We start from the raw sequence: 22,225 nt of genomic DNA, 5'->3' as shown, positions 1-22,225 counted from the left end.
AAATACAGACAGTCTTCGAATACAGACGGTCGTCTATGAGACATATCCTTTGTCAAATGTGTGCTGATTAAAGCTTATACAATTTGTTTGGCTTTTTCAGTTTCAATAGCGGCTTGAATAGATCGTTGGTCGTAGCGAGCCACTAAATATATGGACAAAGATATCAGTATAATGCCAATGCCCTGTACTTTGTAAATATGGCCTTCTAAGAATATCAATGATAATACCAAGGCTGCAATGGGAATTAAATAAAATAAAGTCGATACTTTGCTGATTGATAGCTGACGTATCAAAATATAGAGCATATTTACCCCGCCGATTGAGACCGCAATGGCCATCCACAGTAGTGAAAATATAAACTCAGGTGTCCATTCAATAAAGTGAGCTCCATAAAGTGGCCACACCAGTGCGCATAGAATACAAGCGGCACAAGACTGTATGAATCCACCAAATACTAAGTGCATGTCGGCACAAAAGTGCTTTTGATAAACACTGCCGCAAGCCACACCTAGCAATCCCAAACCTGCCAGCAACAGACCGATTATATTTGGAGTTTTTAATCCCCAAAACACAATAAACAAGACGCCAATTAAACCAATGATTAAGCCTATCCATTGTGCAATCGATACTTTGGCCTTAAAGAATATCTGAGCCATTACACTGGCCACTAACGGCTGAAACGAAATCACCAAAGCGGTCGTTGAGGCGGACAGACCATAATCAATTGCCAAAAACACACCCAGTGAAAACAAACCAACCATCAGGGCGCCTGCGATAAAGGTATGCATCAAATCTTTGATGGTATCTGAACCAGCAGTATCCTGAGAGCCCGCTGATTTAGATGTTGTCAGCTTAGAGCCAGCTAACTTCGGTCTAATAACTAGACACAAAGTGCCCATCAAACAGGCGGTAATGGCAAATCGAATCACTAAAAATGAAACGGGATCAACGTAGGGAAGACCATATTGGGTCGCTACAAATCCCGATCCATATAAAAATATAAATAAAAAAGAGGCAATAAGCGCTTTCAATGGTTATGCCTCCCTATCTTAATCTTACGTTTATTAGCGTCATAATCGTCATTAAGATAGGGATGGCTAAAACAAAGAGATTGCTTTACCTAAATTAACGAAACCACTCTACATCGAAATGGTAGTGTTTACTTTACCTTTGCTGGCTTCATCATCAAACCAACGTGCAGTCACAGTCTTGGTCTGAGTATAGAACTGTACCGCTTGCTTGCCGTAAGGACCTAAGTCGCCCAGCTTACTGGCGCGTGAGCCTGAGAAAGAGAACATTGGTAATGGCACAGGAATCGGTAAGTTAATACCCACTTGACCCACGTCAATGTCTTGCTGGAATTTATGCGCTGCAGCACCAGACTGAGTAAAGATAGCAGTACCGTTACCATTTGGATTGGCGTTGATAATTTCAATCGCGTCATCAAGTGAGTCAGCACGCATGATACACAGCACAGGACCAAAGATTTCTTGGCTATAAATCTGCATATCAGTGGTCACATTATCAAAGATAGTTGGGCCAACGAAGTTACCTTTCTCATAGCCGTCAACCACAATACCACGACCATCTAATAATAAGTCAGCGCCTTCATCGACACCGGTTTGAATCAGATGCTCAACACGTGCTTTGGCTTGTGGGCTGATTAGTGGACCTAAGTCTTTGTCATCTTTACCGGCAGCAACTACTAAGCCTTCTGCTTTGGCTTTGATTTCATCAATCCAGTTTTGTGCTTCACCGACTAATACCACGACCGATAGCGCCATACAGCGTTGACCTGCCGCACCGAAGGCAGCACCAGCTAACTGATTAAGGGTTTGTTCTTTGTTGGCATCCGGTAGGATAACCGCGTGGTTTTTGGCGCCCATCATACACTGTACACGTTTGCCGGCTTCGCTGGCACGTTGATAGACGTGTTTACCAACTTTGGTTGAACCAACAAAAGATACCGCTTTAATATCTGGGTGATCACAAATGGCATCAACTGTTGGCTTGCCGCCATGGACCACGTTTAATACACCTTCAGGGACACCAGCTTCTAATGCCAGCTCTACCAAGCGCATGGTGACCATAGGATCTTGTTCAGAGGGCTTTAATACAAAGGTGTTACCGGTTGCAATTGCCATTGGGAACATCCACAGCGGAATCATGGCTGGGAAGTTAAATGGTGTAATACCGGCACACACACCAAGAGGTTGCCAGATGCTATAAGTATCAACGCCAGTGCCGACGCTTTCTACAAAGTCACCGATTTGCAGGTTGGTAATACCGGCAGCATGCTCAACCACTTCTAGGCCACGGAATACGTCACCACGGGCGTCAGCGATGGTTTTGCCTTGCTCAGCTGTCAATAGCTCAGCCAACTCGTCCATGTGTTCACGGATTAAGGCTTGATAGGTTAAGAAGATGCGAGCACGTTTACTGATTGGGGTTTTGCGCCAAGTTTTGAACGCTTCTTTAGCAGCCGCAACCGCTTCATTAATTTCGTCATCTGTGGTTTGTGGAACTTTGGCAATGACTTCTTGCGTCGCAGGATCGGTTAGATCGATCCATTCTGAGGTGTTTGATTCAACGAATTGTCCATTAATGAGTTGTTTTACGTGATGCATAAGATGTCCTTATCTTTATTTACTATGTTAGGGATTATTAGATATCAGCTTATAGTCAGTAAAACCTTAATTAGTGAAGTAACGAACCACTATAGGGTTGGGCTTATCACTGTAGCTGGCTTCTTTGACGATAGTGAAAACCTAATATCTGAATATTTGGCTATGTAAATAATAATGATACAAAACATATCATTTTACAAGACCCAAATTAAAAATAAGTGGTTAATTTTTTAGGTTATTTATCATTGTTAGTGGTTATCAGTGCTGATAATAAATGGTTTTGCTTATAACCAATACGGATAACAGCACAGGCTCTAGACTGTAGCTGAGAGAAACAAGCTGAGAGAAAAGCTGTAAAAAATGAGACGTTGAACCTCAGTAGTTAGAGGATTCAACGTCAAATATTAAACCGTCAAAGTTAGCGTGTTAAAACGATCCGAATACAGTACCCAGCATAATAATCACAATCAGGGTAACAATTGGAATCAGCACTGCGGTCACAAAAATATCCTTATATGATTCTTTGTGAGTCAGGCCACAGATGGTCAGCATGGTAATAATGGCGCCATTGTGTGGCAGTGAATCGAGACCGCCAGAAGCCAGCGATGCAATACGGTGCATCAATTCGGGGTCGATGTTGTACTCCTGCGCCAATTGCATGTAATTAGCACCCATGACCTCCAAAGCAATACCAAGACCGCCTGAGGCTGAGCCTGTGATACCGGCCAAGATATTAATCATAATCGCTTCAGAGATTAATGGGTTGCCTGGTGCAATGCCCATAAAGAAGTGCTGAATAATGGCAAAGCCCGCCAAGCTTGCGATAACAGAGCCATAACCTACTTCTGATGCGGTATTGAAGATAGGTAGTAGTGAACCTGTGGCGCCTTTGTTTAAGCTGTCTGCAAGATTTTTGATACGTTTAAAGTTAAAGATGATGACGAATAAACAAGCGATGGCCAGTGACAAAATAATTGACCAGATCCCAATCACTGAGCTGAGCGTGACACCGCCAAACTGCTCATCGGCCAAATAGCTGTTGTTCCAAATCGGGATGATGAGCTTGGAAAAGAAATAGTTACCGGCTACCACGATAATAATGGGAAATAACGCCAGCCAGAAATTGGGTATTTTGTCGTTTAAATCGAGCTCTTTTTCATTCAGATAATGATTGCCATAGCCTTCGTTATTGATATTGGCCAGACGAACTTGGCGATTCATCCACCACATACCACCGCCCAACATTATGACTGAGGCGATGAGACCTAAGCCGGGTGCGGCAAACGCATCGGTCTGGAAGTAGGGCATAGGAATGGCGTTATGAATGGCAGGCGAGCCAGGCAGCGCGGTCATGGTCAGAGTTAACGCACCAATACTAATCGCGCCAGGTATCAAACGCTTAGGAATATTAACTTGCTTAAATAAAGCGGCCGCAATGGGGTAGATGGCAAAGGTGACGACGAATGCTGAGACACCGCCATAGGTCAATAAAGAACAGGCCAGTACGATGGCCAATAAGGCGTGATTGTGCCCTAATTTATTGACAATATGATGGGAGATGCTGTGTGCATAGCCCGAGTCTTCCATTAACTTACCAAAAATGGCACCGAGGATGAATAACGGAAAATACTTAACTGTAAAGCCGCCGACACCGTCCATAAATACTTGGGTATAAAACCCGAGGGCTTGGGTGCCTTGACCACTTAGGATAATGGCCAACATCGCTAATACCGGTGCCAGTACTAGAACACTAACGCCTCGGTAAGCAAAATAGATCAGTAATACTAAAGATAATAAAATCGCGAATATACTCATATTTAGTTCCTTCTAAATAGGGGTTGTAGCGATACGCTGTGAATAGAATTATAAAAAAATAGCGCCAAGCTGATGGGGTATCAGCTGGGCGCTATTAGTTGCATTTCTTGATGGTGCCCTTTACTGATGGGTCGGTTGCCAAAGGCTTTGTGTTTAGTAGCTGTCTATCGCTGCTTTTACCGCATCAATGGCCGTTGGGTCATCTAGCGTTGACATGTCGCCCGTATCGCGACCTTCGGCTAATGCACGAATGGCGCGACGTAAGATTTTGCCTGAACGCGTTTTGGGTAGCGCAGTCGGGAAATAGACCGCAGCAGGTCGGGCGAGGGCGCCCAAAGACTTGGCGACAATACCGAAGATTTGCTGTTCAACGCGGAAGCGATTTTCAGTGTCTTCGATAATCGAGGGGTCACGTAAGATACAAAATGCGATGGGCAACTCGCCTTTTAACTCATCCTTGATACCGACCACGCCGACCTCTGCCACTTCTGGATGCTCACTGATAGCGGCTTCAATCTCTTGGGTACCAAGACGATGGCCGGCAACGTTAATCACATCATCGGTACGTCCAAGGATGTAAAAATAGCCATTTTCATCGGTCATGGCATAGTCTGAGCTTGAGTATTCCTTGCCATTAAATAAGTTGTAATAGCTCTTAATAAAGCGCTCATCGTTATTCCATACAGTGGTTAAGCAGCCTGGTGGCAGTGGTGCGCTAATAGCGAGCAGACCTTTTTCACCTGGCTGGCAAGGCTCGCCAGTCTCTTCGTTAAGCACTTTGGCATTAAAGCCATACATTGGATAGCCAGGGGAGCCAGGTTTGTGATCTTTATAGTCAAATTTTGGCACATGACTTAAGATTGGCCAGCCAGTTTCGGTTTGCCAATAGTGGTCTAAGATGGGAACGCCTAGGTGCCCAGACAGCCAATCGGCAGTCGGCTCGTCTAGTGGCTCACCTGCTAGGAAGAAGGATTTGACACTACTGGTGTTGTAACGAGTCAACCAAGACTCGTCTTGTTTTTTGAGCATACGCACCCCGGTTGGAGCAGTGAATAGTATATTGACCTTGTTGGCCTCAACAATACGCCACCAAATACCTGGATTTGGACGATGGGGCAGACCTTCGTACATGATGCTGGTCATGCCTGCAAGCAGCGGCGCATAGATGGTATAAGAATGTCCGACTGCCCAACCAATATCTGAGATGGCCCAGAAGGTATCGCCTGGCTTGCCATCATAGATCAAATCAATCGAGGTCGTCAGAGCGACGGCATGGCCACCGGTATCACGCTGTACGCCTTTTGGTGTGCCAGTGGTGCCTGAAGTGTATAGCAGGTAACAAGGCTCATTAGACTCAAGCCACACCGGATCAACCACAGCTTTGGCATCACAGCTGATGCGGCGCTCAGTGGCATAATCAACATCGATGGGTTGTGGCTGATACGGCATAATACCGCGATCGACGACCAGTACGTTTTCAGGCTTATTATCGGCTTGTTCAATGCCTTGATTAACTAGATTTTTGTAATTAATGACCTTGCCGCCGCGTAGACCGGCGTCAACTGTAATGACCAGTTTGGCTTGTGCATCGTTCATACGCACCGCCAAGTTATGTGCCGCGAAGCCACCAAATACCACAGAGTGGATGGCGCCAATACGCGTACAGGCCAGCATGGCGTAAGCCGCTTCCAAAATCATTGGCATATAGATAATGACGCGGTCGCCTTTGCCCACGCCTAAACGTTGTAGCACATCGGCAAAGTAATTGACTTCTTTATATAAGCGGTTATAAGTCAGGCGGCGTTTGGCATAATCGGTATAAAACTCCACGTGATTGTCTAATGCTTTAAAGGCATCGACCACGCCAGGGTGATTGTCGATTAGGTCTTGGTTGATTTCAGAGGATACCCACACAAAGGCATCTTGTTCAGCACGCTCTTCTAAGTGACGGTCGACACAGTTGTAGCAAATATTGGTCTCACCACCGACGAACCACTTGGCAAAAGGGAGTTTGCTATCATCTAAGATGGTGTCTGGCTGCTTATGCCAGTAGATACGTTCGGCTTGTTGTCGCCAGAAGTCTGTAGGGTTGTCTAAAGAGGTTTGATACAGTTCGTCAAATGAACGGGTTGCAGTTGCGGTATAGTTTGAATCGGCGTATTTCATGGCGCTGTCCTTAGCTAAAGATAAAATAGAAATAAGGGGGCACCCACCCACCTTACCTATGAGGTTTGCTTTCCTTGCAAATCCGGTTTCTCTTTTTAATTTAAAAAAGAGTAAAAAAGAGAAAACGATACAAAATATATCGTTTTAATAGTGAATTCAATTTAACAAAGTTTGCAGGTGTAGGTCAATAACAATTATCGCTTAGTATGACATTAGCTGGTGTTAAATGAAATAATAGTGCCTGTATCGATCAATTCTAGTTATGGTTTATGTTATGACTTATGATTTGATTTAATAACACATACTTTTTACCAAAACTTAGAGCTCAGAGCACGTAATACGGTACTTGAAGCTTTTATGCTTTTAATGGGGTTTTAATCATCGCCAAACCAGCAACCAAAATAGCAAATACCTGCATCAATAATAACGCCACTACTGTCGCGGACCATTGGCCATGACTGTAGACCAAGCCACATACCCAAGCCCCTAGCGTACCGCCAGCGTAGTAGCACATATAATACAGACCAGAGGCTAATGAGCGCCCTTGATGAACGTTGGTGGCGATATAGCCAATGGTTGCAGACTGAGTGATAAATACCCCAGATGACATCACAGTGAGTCCGACAATTACCAACCATAATGGCGCAGTTAATGTCAGTAGCACGCCCAGCATCGACAAGCACACAGCAACCATGATGGTACGAGCTGAACCAAAGCGTTGTATCAGCCGTGTCGATAGTGGGGTAATAATCACCCCAATCAGATACACCGCAAAGATATTGGCCAGCTGTCCGGTGCTCAGATTATACGGATCTTGTGCCAGATGTAGATTGATAAAGGTGAAGCAGCCGACCAATGAGAACAGCACACAAAAGCCAAGCAAACATGCTGACAATACATAGCGGTTACGTAGATGTCCTGCTAGCGTGGTCAGTGCGGTACGAAACTTAGGACTGGGTACAAAGTGCTGAGAGGCTGGCAGGGTCTTGGCGACCCACAATGCGCCAGCGAAGGTTAATGCTGCCATCATATAATAAGCTGTGCGCCAGCCAACCCACTCATGCAAGTGACCCAATACAAACCGTCCTGAGAACCCGCCCAATACGGTGCCTGATACGTAGTACGCCATTAACTCTGCAATCGCACTGCCTTCAAACTCTTCACCCAAATAAGCAATGGTCACCACCGTAATACCCGGGACAGACAGCCCTTGTAAAAAGCGCCAAAAGGTGAGCATCTCTATGCTTTGGCTATCGGCAATCAAGGCAGTCGGTATCGCCAAAAACAGCAGCGCACCCACGATGATCGACTTGCGCCCAATGGCATCTGACAGCATCCCTAAGAACGGCGACATGATAGCCACTGCCATCACCGTAGCGCCAACTGCCATACCGACTTGCACTTCTGTTGCTGCAAAATCGAGCATCAATACCGGCAACACCGATTGGATAGAGTAGACCTGCAAAAAAGCAAACACCGCGATAATCATCACCGTGGCTTTTAGAATCCAAGTCGGCTGTGCATAGGCGGGCAGGGCGCTATTGGCGTTAGACGAGTTTGCAGGCTTAGAGTTTGGCATAACGTAGGCTCAGCTTGATAAAGACTCTGTTAATAGAATAACAGAGTCTAAGTGTCGATGATTATGATTTAACTAGCGGTATTTATTGGCTTTATTTCTCTCGTTACTTCTGAGGCTCATTTTGCTTTTTACGCTTATTTTTGCTCTTTTTGCCTTTATGGCCAGCGGCAAGTTTAGTAGCCTTTGCCATCAGTGGCCCATAATGCGACGGGGTGATGCGCTGTAGTAAATCTGCTAGCTTAGCATCATCACCAATTAGGCAGCGCGGTTGGTTATTCGCTGCTGCCATCAGGATAATTTTGGCCGCCATATCAGGGTCAAACTTTAATAAACGATTGAAGTTTCTTATACCTCTAGCGCCAGTAGGCATGCCTAAGCTACCAATACTGTCATTGCCGCGGGCATTGTTCGCGATATTTGTCTTAATACCGCCCGGGTGCACCGAGGTAATCGAAACGCCGCTATTTTCGATAGCCAACTCTTGACGCAAGCTTTCATTGAAGCCACGGATGGCAAACTTACTGGCATTATAAGCAGACTGTCCTGGCAATGCTATCAATCCGAACAAGCTAGAGATGTTGATAATATGACCATGATGTTGACGATTGCCGTCTTCTGATTGGCTATTATCAGATGCAGGGTTTAGGCTTTGTTTGATTAACGGTAAAAAGGCTTTGGTGCCATACACCATGCCCCAAAAGTTAATACCCATCACCCATTCGATATCGTCAATGCTCTCGCCTTCGACTGTCGATGACAATGCGACACCAGCATTGTTAAAAATAAAGTTGACCTTTCCGTGATCTGCCATAACCTGTTCGGCCCAGGCAAAAACAGCGTTTTTGTCGGAGACATCGAGTACTGTCGTTGTTACTTTCACTGAATAGGGCTTGAGTAGGGCATAGGTTTCAGCCAAGTTTTTATCATTGATATCAGACAAGGCAAGATGACAGCCGGCTTGAGCTAAATTAAGCGCCAGTTGACGACCAATGCCTGAGCCAGCACCGGTAATGGCAGCAACGTGAGACTGATAAAACTCGGTCAGTTGCTGCTCATCAATGGTTGGTTTTATAAGCGGCAGATTATTTGTAAAGGGGAGATAAGCGCGTAAGTTGTTGATAACAGATGGCGGCAGTGCAGCGGTGAGCAATTGAGATGGGCGCATGGGGCGGTGTCCTACAGTGGCGAATAACAGTGTTGAGTATTGGTGGTAAGTATTAGCGACTAATATTAATGACTGGAAATATAGTGGCTACTAATATAGAGGCTACTATAGCAGTTATTATTCTGTGTGCTTTATTTAAGTTGCTGTATTTAAATCATTTAAGTTTTGATTAAATACATTTTACTTGAAGCTGCCTAGTTATGGTTTAATTATCGGTTATTTTAAGCAATAAAAAACGCCTATCATAGAGATAAGCGTTTTTTGGTTCAATCGACAATTAGTTAGTTAAGCCAGTTACTTAAGCAATTTTAGGTGACACACCGTCATTAATCACGGTTTCATCAACCACCACTGACTTCGCATCACTCATAGAAGGCAGCTCATACATGGTATCAAGCAGTGCGTTTTCTACGATAGAGCGTAAGCCACGTGCGCCGGTTTTACGTTCCATCGCTTTGTGAGCAATGGCTTTCAAGCCTTCTTCAGTGAACGTCAGCTCTGCATCTTCCATCTCAAACAAGTACTGATACTGCTTAACGATGGCGTTCTTAGGCTCAGTTAAGATTTGCATTAACGCATCTTCATCAAGCTCTTCAAGCGTTGCAATCACTGGCAGACGACCGATCAATTCAGGGATTAGACCAAACTTAATCAAATCTTCTGGCTCTACTTGCTTAAACAGCTCAGATAACTGACGACCGTCATCTTTAGCTTTCACTTCAGCATTAAAGCCAATACCTGTTTTTTCAGTACGCTGCTGAATGACTTTATCCAGTCCTGAGAAAGCACCGCCCACGATGACCAAGATGTTGCTGGTATCCACTTGGATCAGCTCTTGGTTCGGATGCTTACGACCACCATGAGGCGGGATAGCGGCAACCGTACCTTCAATCAGTTTCAGTAATGCTTGCTGCACGCCTTCACCCGAGACATCACGGGTGATTGACATATTTTCGCCTTTTTTACTGATTTTATCGATTTCATCGACGTAGATAATGCCTTGCTCGGCCTTTTCAACGTCATAATCAGCCGCTTGTAGTAGCTTTTGAACGATGTTTTCAACGTCTTCACCAACATAACCGGCTTCGGTTAAGGTAGTGGCATCGGCCATCGCAAAAGGCACATCCAGCATACGTGCTAAGGTTTGCGCCAATAAAGTTTTACCAGAGCCGGTTGGGCCAATTAGTAAGATGTTACTTTTTGACAGCTCTACCATCGCGTCATCGGCGCCTAATTTGGCTTGTTTGCGGTCTTCTGCCAATAATGCAGCAACTTTTAAGCGCTTATAGTGGTTATATACCGCAACTGACAATGCTTTTTTAGCCGTATCTTGGCCAATTACATAGCCGTCTAAATGCTCTCTAATTTCTTTTGGCGTTGGCAGCTTTTTGGTCAGCCAAGTATTTACTTCGCCGTCCTCTTCGCCACTATCGATATCGCCTTCTTCGATTAAGTCGGTGCAAAGTGCCACACATTCATTACAAATATTGGCGTCATCGGCAGCAATCAGTTGAGCTACTTCGTCTTTCTTTTTACCACAAAATGAACACTGTGGTGTCTTGTCTTTGGCCATGCTTGGCGCTCCTTAATTATTTCTTAGCGTTGTAATATGATACCAGTTTAATAGTGTTTAGATTCTGGTATTAGCCCATCTCTAGGCCAGCAAGGCGATTACTTTTCTTCTTCTGGACGGCGCTCTAATACTTCATCTACCAAGCCGTATTCTTTGGCTTCATAGGCATCTAACCAGTAGTCACGTTCAACGTCTTTTTCAATTTTTTCTAATGGCTGACCAGTACGCTCAGCTAGGATACGGTTTAGACGGTCACGGATTTTTAAGATTTCACGCGCGTTAATCTCGATATCAGTGGCCTGACCTTGTGCACCGCCTGATGGTTGGTGAATCATCACACGAGAGTTGGCTAGGGCATAGCGCTTGCCTTTTTGACCCGCGGCCAATAAGAATGAACCCATGCTGTACGCACCGCCCATACAAATGGTTGATACGTCTGGCTTAATAAAGTTCATGGTATCGAACATCGCAAGACCAGCGCTTACTGAACCGCCTGGCGAGTTGATGTATAAGTGGATATCTTTTTCTGGGTTTTCAGCTTCTAAGAACAGCATCTGTGCCACAATTAGATTGGCCATGTTGTCTTCAACTTGACCGGTTAAGAAGATAACACGCTCACGAAGTAGACGTGAGAAAATGTCAAAAGAGCGCTCGCCGCGCGCAGACTGCTCAACAACCATGGGTACAAGTGCTGCTTGAGGCGTGCTAACCGTTGCATCACGCATATCTCTTAATACCGCATCGTGAGCCGCAACCAGCTTCTCAAAATGTGGGTTATTCATAATGCGTTCGATGTCTTGATTGTGCGTTTGTAGGTTCATAAATAATCCCTGTTTTTGGTCAATGGTTTTAATAATATATTCTAATGATATGTTAATTTTAAGTGAGTGTGTTATTAGTTTATATTTTGGGGGTAGTTGATAATAAATCAAGCGTTTGGCGAATAATCGATAATAATCGATAATGGCCGTTAATGCTGATAAACTTAATACTGATGATTAGTACTGATAAAAACAAACAGCAGCAAACACCGAAAAAAATATAGCAACAGTTACAGACAAAAATGCCCCAACTAATTTAGTTAGGGCATTTTTGGTTTAGCAATAAGTGACTGCTAAAGCAGGATGAATTACATCATGCCTTGTTGCTGAGAAGCTAGAAGCTCTTGATAGCTTACTTCTTTCTCAGTGACAGTGCCTTTTTCTAGTAAGAAGTCAATTACTTGATCTTCTAATACCACTGACTCAATATTAGCACGTTGCTGTGCGTCATTGGTGTAGTAGTCGATCACTTCTTGAGGATCTTCGTAGTTTTCAGCAGTTTCTTTGATGAAGGTTTCTACACGCTCTTGATCCACTTCCATCTTGTTCTCTTCGATGATGCGAGAAACGATCACACCTAGACGCGCAGTGTTGATAGCTTGTTCTTCGAACAGCTCACGTGGCAACATATCTTTGTCGATGCTGTTGACGTTACCGCCGAACTGTTGTGCAAAGCGCTGCATCATTAGATCACGTTGACGCTCAACTTCTTGGTCAACCATAGCAGTTGGGATGTCAAACTGGTTCTTTTCAAGTAGCGCATCAAAAGTCGCTTTCTTGATTTGAGCACGTGCTGCATTTTTGATTTCACGTAGCATGTTTTTGCGTACGTCTGCTTTTAGCTGCTCAACGCCACCTTCAGTAACACCAAATAGCTCTAAGAATTCATCATCAATTTCTGGTAGTTTAGGCTCTTCAACTTTCTTAACGTTGATTTTGAACTGAGCATCTTTACCCGCTAAGTTCTCAGCTTGATATTCAGCTGGGAAAGTCACGTCGATGGTTTTTTCTTCGCCAGCGCTCATGCCAACGATACCGTCTTCAAAGCCTGGGATCATTTGACCGCTGCCAAGTACCAGTTTGAAGTCTTCAGCAGAACCGCCTTCGAACTTCTCGCCATCAACGGTACCTTCAAAGTCGAAAGTAACCTGATCGCCTTCAGCTGATGCACCTTCTTTCTCTGCGAATTCTTGACGCTGTTTGCGTAAGTTTTCGATCATAGTGTCAACGTCTTCGTCGTTGATGCTCGCAGTGTGACGCTCAACTTCGATTTCATCGATACCAGCAACTTCGATTTCTGGGAAGATTTCTACAGTGGCTTGATATACTAAGAATTCGTCTTCTAGTTTCACGTCATCGATGTTTGGCATGCCAACGGCACGAACGTCTTCAGCTTTGATAGCTTCGAATACAGTGTCACGGATTACATCGTTGATCACTTCTTGCTGGATGCCAGCGCCATACTGTGCACGGATATGTGACACAGGCACTTTACCTTTACGGAAGCCATCGATTTTAGCGGTTTTTGCCACTTTACGGATACGGCTTTCAACTTGGTTTTGAATTTGTTCGACAGGTACTTTAACTGTCAGTTGCGTTTGATTGTCATTGACTTTATTCGTCGTGACTTGTAGATCTTTTGCCATGGTTATTAACCCTGTATATTAATCATTTGATTTTGATGATAAGCACACATCCACACTGTATAGAAATACCAATCAATAAGTTTGACACTCACAGTATGAAAGTTGCCAAGAATTTAACGCTAAAACTGGTCTTAAAAAACGTCATCTAAAAATTTAAATAGCCCTTATATTCTACCATCAGACGTTTTATGGGGCTAAGCAAAAACGTAAGGGCGCAGGGATGAGAATCTCAAGCAGCTGCTATAAAATAATAAAAGTAGAACAGTATAGTCTATCAGCCAATCAAAGTAAAAATAAAGTAGAAATTACGCAATACAATCAAATTTTTCGCCTATTACCGCGCTTTTTTAACAATTATTGGTGTTTTACATCTATTTAAGCGTTTATATTTGCTTGCACTTTGTACTTGAGTAGCTAATAAATTGATGCTTATTTGGCTGTACCTTTAATTAGCCGTAACAATTAATTAGCCATAACCGATGACAGCTGTTGCAATAAGCTTTGCATCGCTAAACCACGGTGACTGAGTTCGTTTTTGCGCATCGGCTCTAACTGTGCGGAACTTTGTTGTAGCTCAGGTATCCAAAACAAAGGATCATAACCAAAGCCATGCTCGCCTTTAGCTTCAGGCAAGATTTCACCTTGCCACAGACCTTGCGCCACGATAGGCAAGGGATCATCGGCATGACGCACTAATGCCAGCACACACACGAAATAACCTTTAATCGGCTGCTCACCACGGTACGGCAGTAAGTCAGCCAGTAGCTTCTGGTTATTTTTGTCATCATTGCCATGCTCACCGGCATAACGGGCAGAGTAGATACCTGGTGCATTATTAAGCACCGGCACACACAATCCAGAGTCATCGGCAATGGCCGGTAAGCCACTTTGACGGCTCGCATGACGTGCTTTAATAATGGCATTTTCCACAAAACTCAAGCCATCTTCGATAGCATCTTCAATATCCAGTGAACCTTGAGGCACGATATCAATATCAAGGTTGGCCTGTTGAAACAGACGTTTGAACTCAGCCAGCTTGCCTTTATTATTACTGGCCAATACCCAAGATTTGTGTTGTTGCCAATCTGGGGTAGGCGTAGAGGAAGTCGTTGTCATTGTTTTGGTGTCCTATTTTATATGGCTGTTTCTTAGCAACTTTAGTTAGCATCTATTTTAAACAAATGATTATCAGCTTTAAACGAATGGTGATCAGAAACTATTTAAGACCATTATTTAGAAAATCAGGTAATGATTAATCAGTAAATTAAATAACACTGATTTAAAAATTTAATGCTCAGCGTGTTTATTTTAGCATCATCACCAAGGCTGCTCGATTAATAGCTTAAATAATAGTCAATTGTGCAAGCCGTTGACAGTATTGATTTAACGGCGGTTATTGCTATTATAATGCACTGCGCATTAGTCGAAAAATGTTGTCAAATAGACGGCGTCGTTATATTTAACATAACTTAATAAGCGGCTGCTACCGTTAATGAAGGTTACCAAGCATAACATTCAGTAACTGAGTTTTATTTGTTTGATTGCTATAATGCGCAGCATAACCTCACGGCATACGTATTCGCTATGGGGTGACAAGTTTAAGGTTTAGTTGCCTTATATTGTATTCATCCTTATTAAGATACATATTATTTATCTGTTTATATTAGTTTGAGTTATTCAGTAACAATAATGATAAATGATATGTACAGGATGTATATTTATTGAAGGGTAGCCCCTAAATTTGTATCAGCAGCCAGATCTATCGAGTGTTATGAGTTAACGTTTGCTTTGGTAGCCTTTGATGGATGTTGATGTGCTGACTGTACGGAAACAATAATCATAAATAATTAAGCCACCTCATTCGTTTTGAGCGCCGCTTTGAATGCCGTTAACTGTGGTATCCAAAAGTTACGCTAAAAACAATGACACAGCCAAGGAAAAAATAATATGTCAAATATCACTTTACCAGATCTTCCATATGCAAAAGACGCACTTGAGCCACATATCAGTGCAGAAACTTTAGAATTTCACCACGATAAGCACCACAATGCTTACGTTACTAAACTGAACGACCTATTACCAGGTTCTGGTCTTGAAGGTAAATCGCTTGAAGAAATCATCAAAGCAACTGCTGAAGATGACAGCAAGCAAGGTATGTTCAACCAAGCTGCTCAAGTTTGGAACCACACTTTCTACTGGAACAGCATGGCACCAAACGGTGGCGGCGAGCCTACTGGCGATCTTAAAGCCAAAATCGAAGAAGACTTCGGTTCATACGATAAGTTCCGTGAAGAGTTCAAAAACGCTGCTACTTCACAGTTCGGTTCAGGTTGGGCTTGGTTAGTTGCTGATTCTGTAGGCGGCAAACTGTCTATCATGAAAACAGCTAACGCTGATACACCACTTGCTCATGGCAAAGTTGCTGTATTAACTTGTGACGTTTGGGAACACGCTTACTACATCGACTATCGTAACCGTCGTCCAGACTATGTAGACACTTTCCTAGACAAGCTTGTAAACTGGGATTATGCAAACGCTAAGTACAAAGGCCAAGACGCAGGCGTTGAATCTTAATTGTCGCTTTGACTTTTAACGATAGTGTTAAATAGAACGTTTAATCATACGTTCAATAAAAAAGGATGCCTATTAGGCGTCCTTTTTTTTAATGGCTTATTTAAATGGTTTTCTTCAATGATTGTTGTTTCTTCGATGATTGTTTAAGTGTTTGGTTGTTTTATTGACGGTTTTTACGATTGATTGTCTAGTCGCTTGTCTGGTTAGCTGCTTAAACTGTGTTTGTCGAGCTATTCAATGATATAATCTATGGTTTGATTTGTAGCGCATTGTTTATAGCGTATGCAATGGTACCTGTTAATCTCACTATTTAAGAGCATTAAATGCCGCTCTTGATATTGTGGATAACATGCCTTATTAATACATCTAAAGCTTTATATACAACCTTTATATTGATAGATACCCTTTACATAGGTTGTATTGGTCAGTTAAAACTGACTATTTAAATAAGCAATTTATCTGATTAGATTTAGCGGTTTAACCTTTCATAAGTTGGTAGATTTACATGAATCTTGTTGTCATCGGCGTAAACCATAAAACTGCTCCCGTTGCCTTGCGTGAACGGCTGGCTTTTGTGGGCGGTGACATTGAAGTTGCACAAGCTTATTTGCAGAAAATTACCGCAGGTAGCCTGATTATCTCTACCTGTAACCGCACCGAAATTTATGCCTTAGCGCCCAATACGCAGCAGCAAAATGATCAGCAAGCCGCGCGTGATTCTGATGTGAATGTCGATTCGAGCGCAGTAGCTAATAGCGATTCTGAAGCAGAGATGGACTTGGCACAGAATACCACTGAGCTTACCGAGCAATTGATGCAATGGTTGGCCGACTTTAAGGTTTTACCCATCGATGAGGTGCGTCCGTATCTATACGATTATATCGATGCTCAAGCGTTAACTCACTTATTGCGTGTGGCCGCAGGTCTGGACTCTATGATCTTAGGTGAGCCACAAATCTTTGGTCAAATCAAAAGAACGGTCAGCGCTGCCAAAGAGCAAGGGTTCTTAACCAATCAATTAAACTGGGTGGTTGAGCAGATTTTCGCAGCTGCTAAGCGAGTGCGTAACGAAACCGATGTCGGCACTCAGGCCATCTCACTTGGTTACGCCGCTGCCAAGTTAGTGACCCAAATCTTTGATAGACCAGAAGAGACCACTTTCTTATTAATCGCCGCTGGGGAAATGAACCGTTTGGTGGCGCAGAATATCGCTGCGTTGGGTATGAAGCGTATCTTAATCTGTAACCGTACCCCAGAGCGGGCGCAGCAGTTGGCGCTAGAGTTACAACGCCCTGACTTGCAAGTGGAAGTGCATCCTTTAACTGAGCTCGATGCGTTGTTGCCTCAGGCTGATATTGTCAGCAGTTGTAGCGGTAGCATGGATATGCTCATCGACTATGATATGACTCGCCGCGCACTCAAAAAGCGCCGCTATCGCCCGATGCTAATGGTGGATCTGGCGGTACCTAGAGACATTGATTCAAAAATCTCTAAACTTGATGATGTTTATTTATATTCGGTAGATGACTTGCAGCATGTGATTGCTGGTAACTTAGAGAAGCGCCGCCAAGCAGCGGTTGAAGCTGAGTTGTTTGTTAGTCACTTGGTCGTTGAGATTGAGCGCCGCTATCAAGTGCGTAAAGTGGGTCAAGACATCCATGATTATCGCACTGAAGCTGAGAGTAAGGCAGCTGTGGTGTTGGCCGATGTGCTACATCAATTAAAGCATACCGATGCTGAGCCGGAGGCACTGATGGTTGAATTGACGCGTCGATTGACTCAGACCTTAGCGCATGCGCCATCGTCCTTGATGCGCCGAGCCGCACGTGATGGTAATCCCGAGGTACTAGACTTAGTTATTTCTGGATTACAAGAAGCCTATCGCTCTAAATAAACAGCCTAACTAAAAAAGCCCACCACAGTGATTGACTATGGTGGGCTTTTTATTAATTGTCTAAAACTAGGCTCTATAAACTAGGCTCTATAAATTAGGCTCTATAAATTAGGCTCTATAAAAGTATGTTCAAAATAACAACATTTATTAAAATCTTGGGTGCATTAACGCATTAAAGAAATGTAATAGCATATTGGGTGACAGCAAGATAGTCGCTATTACTCCAAAGGCGCCGCCCCATAAGTGGGCTAGGTGATTAACATTAGTGTTGCCTTTGTTATTGGCATAAATACTATAGGCCACGTAAGCAATGGCGAACACAATGGCTGGGATTGGCACTGCGGCGAATAGGTATAACATGCTCCATGGCGCCATTAATATAAAAGAAAATAGCACTGCCGATACGCCGCCAGATGCACCTAAGCTGCGGTAGCGAAAGTCATCTTTGTGCTGCATATAGCTGGGCAGCATAGCGACGATAATCGCTGCTAAATACACCGCAATAAATCCAAATCCGCCTAAATATTGGTTAAAGTAGTTTTCGACCGCGCGACCAAAAAAGTACAAAGTAAACATGTTAAATAGTAAGTGAGTGCTGTCCGCATGTACAAAACCATGCGTAATCAAGCGGTACCATTGACCTTTATTGACTGCGATTGGTGAAAAGATTAATCGATCCATTAATCCTTTGTTTTGCCATGCCATCAAACTGACAATAACCGTGATAATAATAATGAGGGTGGTGTGGCTGCTTAATAAACTATTCACTCTTAATCCTTGTTAAAACAATCAGTTTCGCAAGATTACTTGATAATAATCGCGTTGATTTGTTTTATCGTTATGTGGGTTTTGATGCTGTATGTATAGCATGAAATAATGTGTTTGATGACCATTATTTTGCTATATCTTTGTCAATTTTAGCGGCCATTGTAACATTGCTTAATATAGAATTTACTTTTCAATAACGTTGTACTTGCCCTTTTTCAGGTATTGTATAGGCAAATGTCGCTGCTAATTTAATTATTAGTCTATCTAACACAATAAAATAAACTGTTATTACAAAATAAATAGTAACTCAATTATTGTGCTAATAAGCCTGCATTTTTTACAAAATATATAATAAAATTTATTAAAATATAAATTATTTAATCTAAATATTTGAGTAAATTATAAATGCAGGGAAGCTATTATGCTTAGCACTGACAGATTATTTCAAATAGATGGTTATTAAGTTATTAGATGTTGTTGATTCACTATTCAAATCAATTGTGTTAATCAATGTGTTAACCAACAGCTGCCCAGACTATACACTGTTTTAATCATCTATTTTTTCAGGATTATTTTTCATTCATTATTTTTATTTTTTCACTCTAAGAGGTTTTTTCTAAATGGATATTCTTGCTCACCTGAGTCGTATCGTAACGCCTGCTGTATTAGAAGGCTCGGCTAGCCCTCAAAAAGAAGGGTTGTTAAAACAATTCTATGCTGTATTGGCTGCAAAACTAACGGACCAAACAACCTTTGATCACGCTGCCAAACAAGACATTCATAACGATGATTTAGGATTATTTGATCGTTTATGGTCAGATGATGCTAATAAATCATCTTTAATCAAAGGTTTGGTTTCTGATAACCAAGTTGATGAATCAGTAGTGAAAGGCTTGCTAGTCAGCGCTGCGCCAATGGCATTAAATGAGATTAAGAGCTTATCAGGCACCACGCCAGTTCCACAGTTCTTACGTGATAACTTAAGCTCATTCCGTGACCTTATTCCATCTTGGGCTACTGGCTTCTTACCAGCAGGTCTATTAGGACTAGGTGCCGGCGCGGCAGGTGCTCATGCAGCACATGCAAACGCAGCGGGTACGACTGCGGCAAACACTACCGCAGCGCATGTGAATGAAGCAGGTCATCGTATCTCTGATACGACCAGCATGAAGCCATTACACCATGAAGAAAAAGAAGGTGGCGGTTTCTTAAAAGCGCTACTACCTATTATTGGTCTAATTATTCTAGCGGCATTGGCTTGGGCACTATTAAAAGGCTGTCAGTCAGATCCAGCACCAGTAGCTGCACCAGATCAAACAACGCAACAACAGCCTGCTGAAAACGCAGTAGCGGGTACTACAGCATTAGCGCCAGCAGTATTAAGCTTAGCGACCGGTGAAGGTAATGAATTATTTGCTTGCCGTATCAGCGCAGGTAATGATGAGCTAGGTAACTCAGTTATCAATTCTGTAAAAGACGTGTTCGGTACAGGTACTGACAACTGTCGTGCCGATATCGATGATAGCTTCGATACTGATATGCCAGCTGCACCACACTTAGCTGCTATCTTACCGCTAATCAAAGATACGCCAAATGCTAACGTTATCATCGAAGGTGATGAAGTTCGTATTGATGCACCAGATCAAGCACAACTTGATAAGCTAGTGGCTGACATTAAAGAAGCGGCACCTGAGCTAAATGTTGTGGCTGCTGGTCCTCTAGACTTTGATGCAGAAGTTGAGCAAAGTATCGCTGACGCACACGCTGCAATGGATAACTTAGGTGAGAACCCAGATCCAAAAGATGTGGCACGTGCCCTTAGCATCCAGGTAATTAACTTCGCAGTAGATAAGACTGATATTCCAGAAGAAAACCAAGCAGTACTTGATCGCGCAGTAGAAGTGATGAAACAAGTTCCTGATATGGAACTGATGATTATTGGTCATACTGATAGTGATGGTCAAGACGCTTATAACCAAGACTTATCACAGCGCCGTGCTGATTCAGTGAAAGACTATTTAGTTTCTAAAGGTGTTGACGCCAGTAAACTAATGACTAAAGGTATGGGTGAAACTGACCCAATCGCTACCAACGAAACTGACAATGGTAAGTTCCGTAACCGTCGTATCGAGTTTACTGTTCATGACGAAACAGCAATGGGTACACAAGACATCGAAGTAGTTGAAGATGCTGCTAAAGTAGATGATTCAGCTGAGCAACCTGAAGCCGCTGCTGCTGAATAATAGATAGCACACAATCATATTGATACGATTGATGCTATAAAAATGCTATAAAAGTGTTATAAAAATAATGCCAATTAAAAAAGCCACCCTAGGGTGGCTTTTTTTGTGGCTGTAAAACGATGGCTAACTGCCAATCAGTGCTTATCTGTTTCTAATAGCTTTTAATACCTTATTTATTAGTTTAAAAACTATGGAATAAGAAACTAATTAACTCGAATAATTGGTTGGATCCACTGCCTGTGATTGAACCGCTAGAGGTTTGTCCTTACTATCGCAATCTGATGGGTTGCCAAAGAAGGCTTCAGTGACATTTTGTTTGGCCTGTGCCCAGTAATCAAATTGAGCACAAGTGGCTTCAAGGCTGCCTTGCCACTGCGGTATCTCACTACGCATCGCATGCAAGCGTTGCTGATTGGGTTTAGGTAGCTGCTTTGCAGTCTCAATAGCCAATAGGGCGGCTTCTCTATCATTACAGACTAAGGCCATATCACAGCCGGCGCTAAGGGCAGCTTTCACTCGAGCACCGGCATCACCGGCGACGTGAGCCGCTTTCATGGATAAGTCATCTGAGAATAATACCCCGTCAAAGCCCAATTGCTTACGAGCGATGTCTTGTAACCAGATTTTTGAAAATCCGGCAGGTTTATCATCGACTTGGCTAAAAATAACATGGGCTGGCATTAAGGCATCAAGCCAAGGCTGGCATTGTACAAAGGGTTGTAGATCGACTGCCATAATTTGATCAAACTCACGCTCATCAATGGCATCTGCCACATGTGAGTCAGGTGCAATTGAGCCATGACCAGGGAAGTGCTTGCCGGTGGTGGCCATACCCGCCGCTTTCATGCCGCGCATAAATTGCATTGATAATGCCACGATGGCTTCGGTGTGCGGGTGGAAGCTGCGATCGCCAATCACTTTGCTGACGCCATTGATATCGAGTACAGGCGCAAAGCTGATATCAATACCAACCGCCAACACTTCAGAAGCCATCAAATAACCACAGTCATAAGCCAAAGACAGTGCTTGGCAAGGCTGACGGTCGAACAGCTCACCAATTCTACCCATGGCAGGTAGTGGTGTGAAGCCGTCACGTAACCTTGCGACACGGCCACCTTCTTGGTCGGCACCAATGATAATATTGGGCTGTACTTGGCGAATATCATCGCATAGGGCGCGCACTTGCTCTGGCGTCTCGACATTACGGGCAAATAAGATAATTCCGCCCACCTCAGGTTGGCTCAGGACATCACGGTCTGCTTCGGTTAGCTGACTGCCTGCCACATCAATCATTAATGGCCCGTACATAAAACTTCCTCTTTTTGGTATATTGTTAATATCAGTTAATAATAAA

At 43.3% G+C, this 22,225-nt stretch carries 15 protein-coding genes; 3 read left to right on the top strand and 12 right to left on the bottom strand.

All coding sequences use genetic code 11. The features are described 5' to 3' along the window. Window positions 1-74 precede the first annotated feature (74 nt). The 10 genes from A6J60_RS05885 to rdgB all read right to left on the bottom strand — a co-directional run bounded on the left by A6J60_RS05885 (window position 75) and on the right by rdgB (window position 14,508). Window positions 75-1,031, bottom strand: a complete 957-nt coding sequence (locus tag A6J60_RS05885) for a DMT family transporter (RefSeq protein ID WP_096065146.1) — start codon at window positions 1,029-1,031, stop codon at window positions 75-77. Between the two features lie 108 nt (window positions 1,032-1,139). After that, on the bottom strand, window positions 1,140-2,627 hold the full coding sequence (locus A6J60_RS05880; RefSeq protein WP_096065145.1) for a CoA-acylating methylmalonate-semialdehyde dehydrogenase: 1,488 nt from the start codon (window positions 2,625-2,627) through the stop codon (window positions 1,140-1,142). 426 nt (window positions 2,628-3,053) lie between these two features. Next, window positions 3,054-4,442, bottom strand: a complete 1,389-nt coding sequence (locus tag A6J60_RS05875) for a GntP family permease (protein WP_096065144.1) — start codon at window positions 4,440-4,442, stop codon at window positions 3,054-3,056. Window positions 4,443-4,595: 153 nt separating this feature from the next. Next, entirely contained in the window at window positions 4,596-6,608 is a 2,013-nt protein-coding gene (locus tag A6J60_RS05870; protein ID WP_096065143.1) for a propionate--CoA ligase, read from the bottom strand. Window positions 6,609-6,963: 355 nt separating this feature from the next. Continuing rightward, entirely contained in the window at window positions 6,964-8,097 is a 1,134-nt protein-coding gene (locus A6J60_RS05865; RefSeq protein ID WP_264755592.1) for an MFS transporter, read from the bottom strand. 193 nt (window positions 8,098-8,290) lie between these two features. Beyond that, window positions 8,291-9,352 (bottom strand): SDR family NAD(P)-dependent oxidoreductase, encoded by a 1,062-nt coding sequence (locus A6J60_RS05860; RefSeq protein ID WP_096065141.1) that lies wholly within the window; start codon window positions 9,350-9,352, stop codon window positions 8,291-8,293. Window positions 9,353-9,650: 298 nt separating this feature from the next. Next, window positions 9,651-10,925 (bottom strand): ATP-dependent protease ATP-binding subunit ClpX, encoded by a 1,275-nt coding sequence (gene clpX / locus A6J60_RS05855; protein WP_096065140.1) that lies wholly within the window; start codon window positions 10,923-10,925, stop codon window positions 9,651-9,653. Window positions 10,926-11,023: 98 nt separating this feature from the next. Continuing rightward, window positions 11,024-11,746, bottom strand: a complete 723-nt coding sequence (gene clpP, locus A6J60_RS05850) for an ATP-dependent Clp endopeptidase proteolytic subunit ClpP (RefSeq protein WP_096065139.1) — start codon at window positions 11,744-11,746, stop codon at window positions 11,024-11,026. Between the two features lie 308 nt (window positions 11,747-12,054). Then, entirely contained in the window at window positions 12,055-13,392 is a 1,338-nt protein-coding gene (gene tig / locus A6J60_RS05845) for a trigger factor (protein ID WP_096065138.1), read from the bottom strand. Between the two features lie 462 nt (window positions 13,393-13,854). Then, window positions 13,855-14,508, bottom strand: coding sequence for an RdgB/HAM1 family non-canonical purine NTP pyrophosphatase (gene rdgB / locus A6J60_RS05840; protein WP_096065137.1), 654 nt, complete (start codon window positions 14,506-14,508; stop codon window positions 13,855-13,857). An 831-nt stretch (window positions 14,509-15,339) separates the two neighbouring features. On the opposite strand from rdgB, the gene A6J60_RS05835 reads away from it, so the two are divergent. Both A6J60_RS05835 and hemA read left to right on the top strand, forming a co-directional pair. After that, the gene (locus A6J60_RS05835) at window positions 15,340-15,966 is read left to right on the top strand and encodes a superoxide dismutase (RefSeq protein WP_096065136.1); all 627 of its coding nucleotides are present in this window, start codon (window positions 15,340-15,342) and stop codon (window positions 15,964-15,966) included. A 505-nt stretch (window positions 15,967-16,471) separates the two neighbouring features. After that, the gene (gene hemA / locus A6J60_RS05830) at window positions 16,472-17,860 is read left to right on the top strand and encodes a glutamyl-tRNA reductase (protein WP_096065135.1); all 1,389 of its coding nucleotides are present in this window, start codon (window positions 16,472-16,474) and stop codon (window positions 17,858-17,860) included. Window positions 17,861-18,007: 147 nt separating this feature from the next. Here hemA and A6J60_RS05825 read toward each other — a convergent pair whose 3' ends face one another. Further along, complete coding sequence (locus tag A6J60_RS05825; RefSeq protein ID WP_096065134.1) at window positions 18,008-18,628, bottom strand: rhomboid family intramembrane serine protease; 621 nt, start codon at window positions 18,626-18,628, stop codon at window positions 18,008-18,010. A gap of 620 nt (window positions 18,629-19,248) precedes the next feature. Between A6J60_RS05825 and A6J60_RS05820 the strand changes: the two genes are divergently transcribed. Further along, a complete protein-coding gene (locus tag A6J60_RS05820) occupies window positions 19,249-20,871 on the top strand; it encodes an OmpA family protein (RefSeq protein WP_096065133.1) in 1,623 nt (540 codons plus the stop codon). Between the two features lie 207 nt (window positions 20,872-21,078). Here A6J60_RS05820 and nagZ read toward each other — a convergent pair whose 3' ends face one another. After that, a complete protein-coding gene (gene nagZ / locus A6J60_RS05815) occupies window positions 21,079-22,179 on the bottom strand; it encodes a beta-N-acetylhexosaminidase (protein ID WP_096065132.1) in 1,101 nt (366 codons plus the stop codon). Between the last annotated feature and the right edge of the window lie 46 nt (window positions 22,180-22,225).

Source organism: Psychrobacter sp. FDAARGOS_221 (genome assembly GCF_002313155.2).
Taxonomy (GTDB): domain Bacteria; phylum Pseudomonadota; class Gammaproteobacteria; order Pseudomonadales; family Moraxellaceae; genus Psychrobacter.
This window is presented reverse-complemented; position numbering and strand designations above follow the sequence as displayed.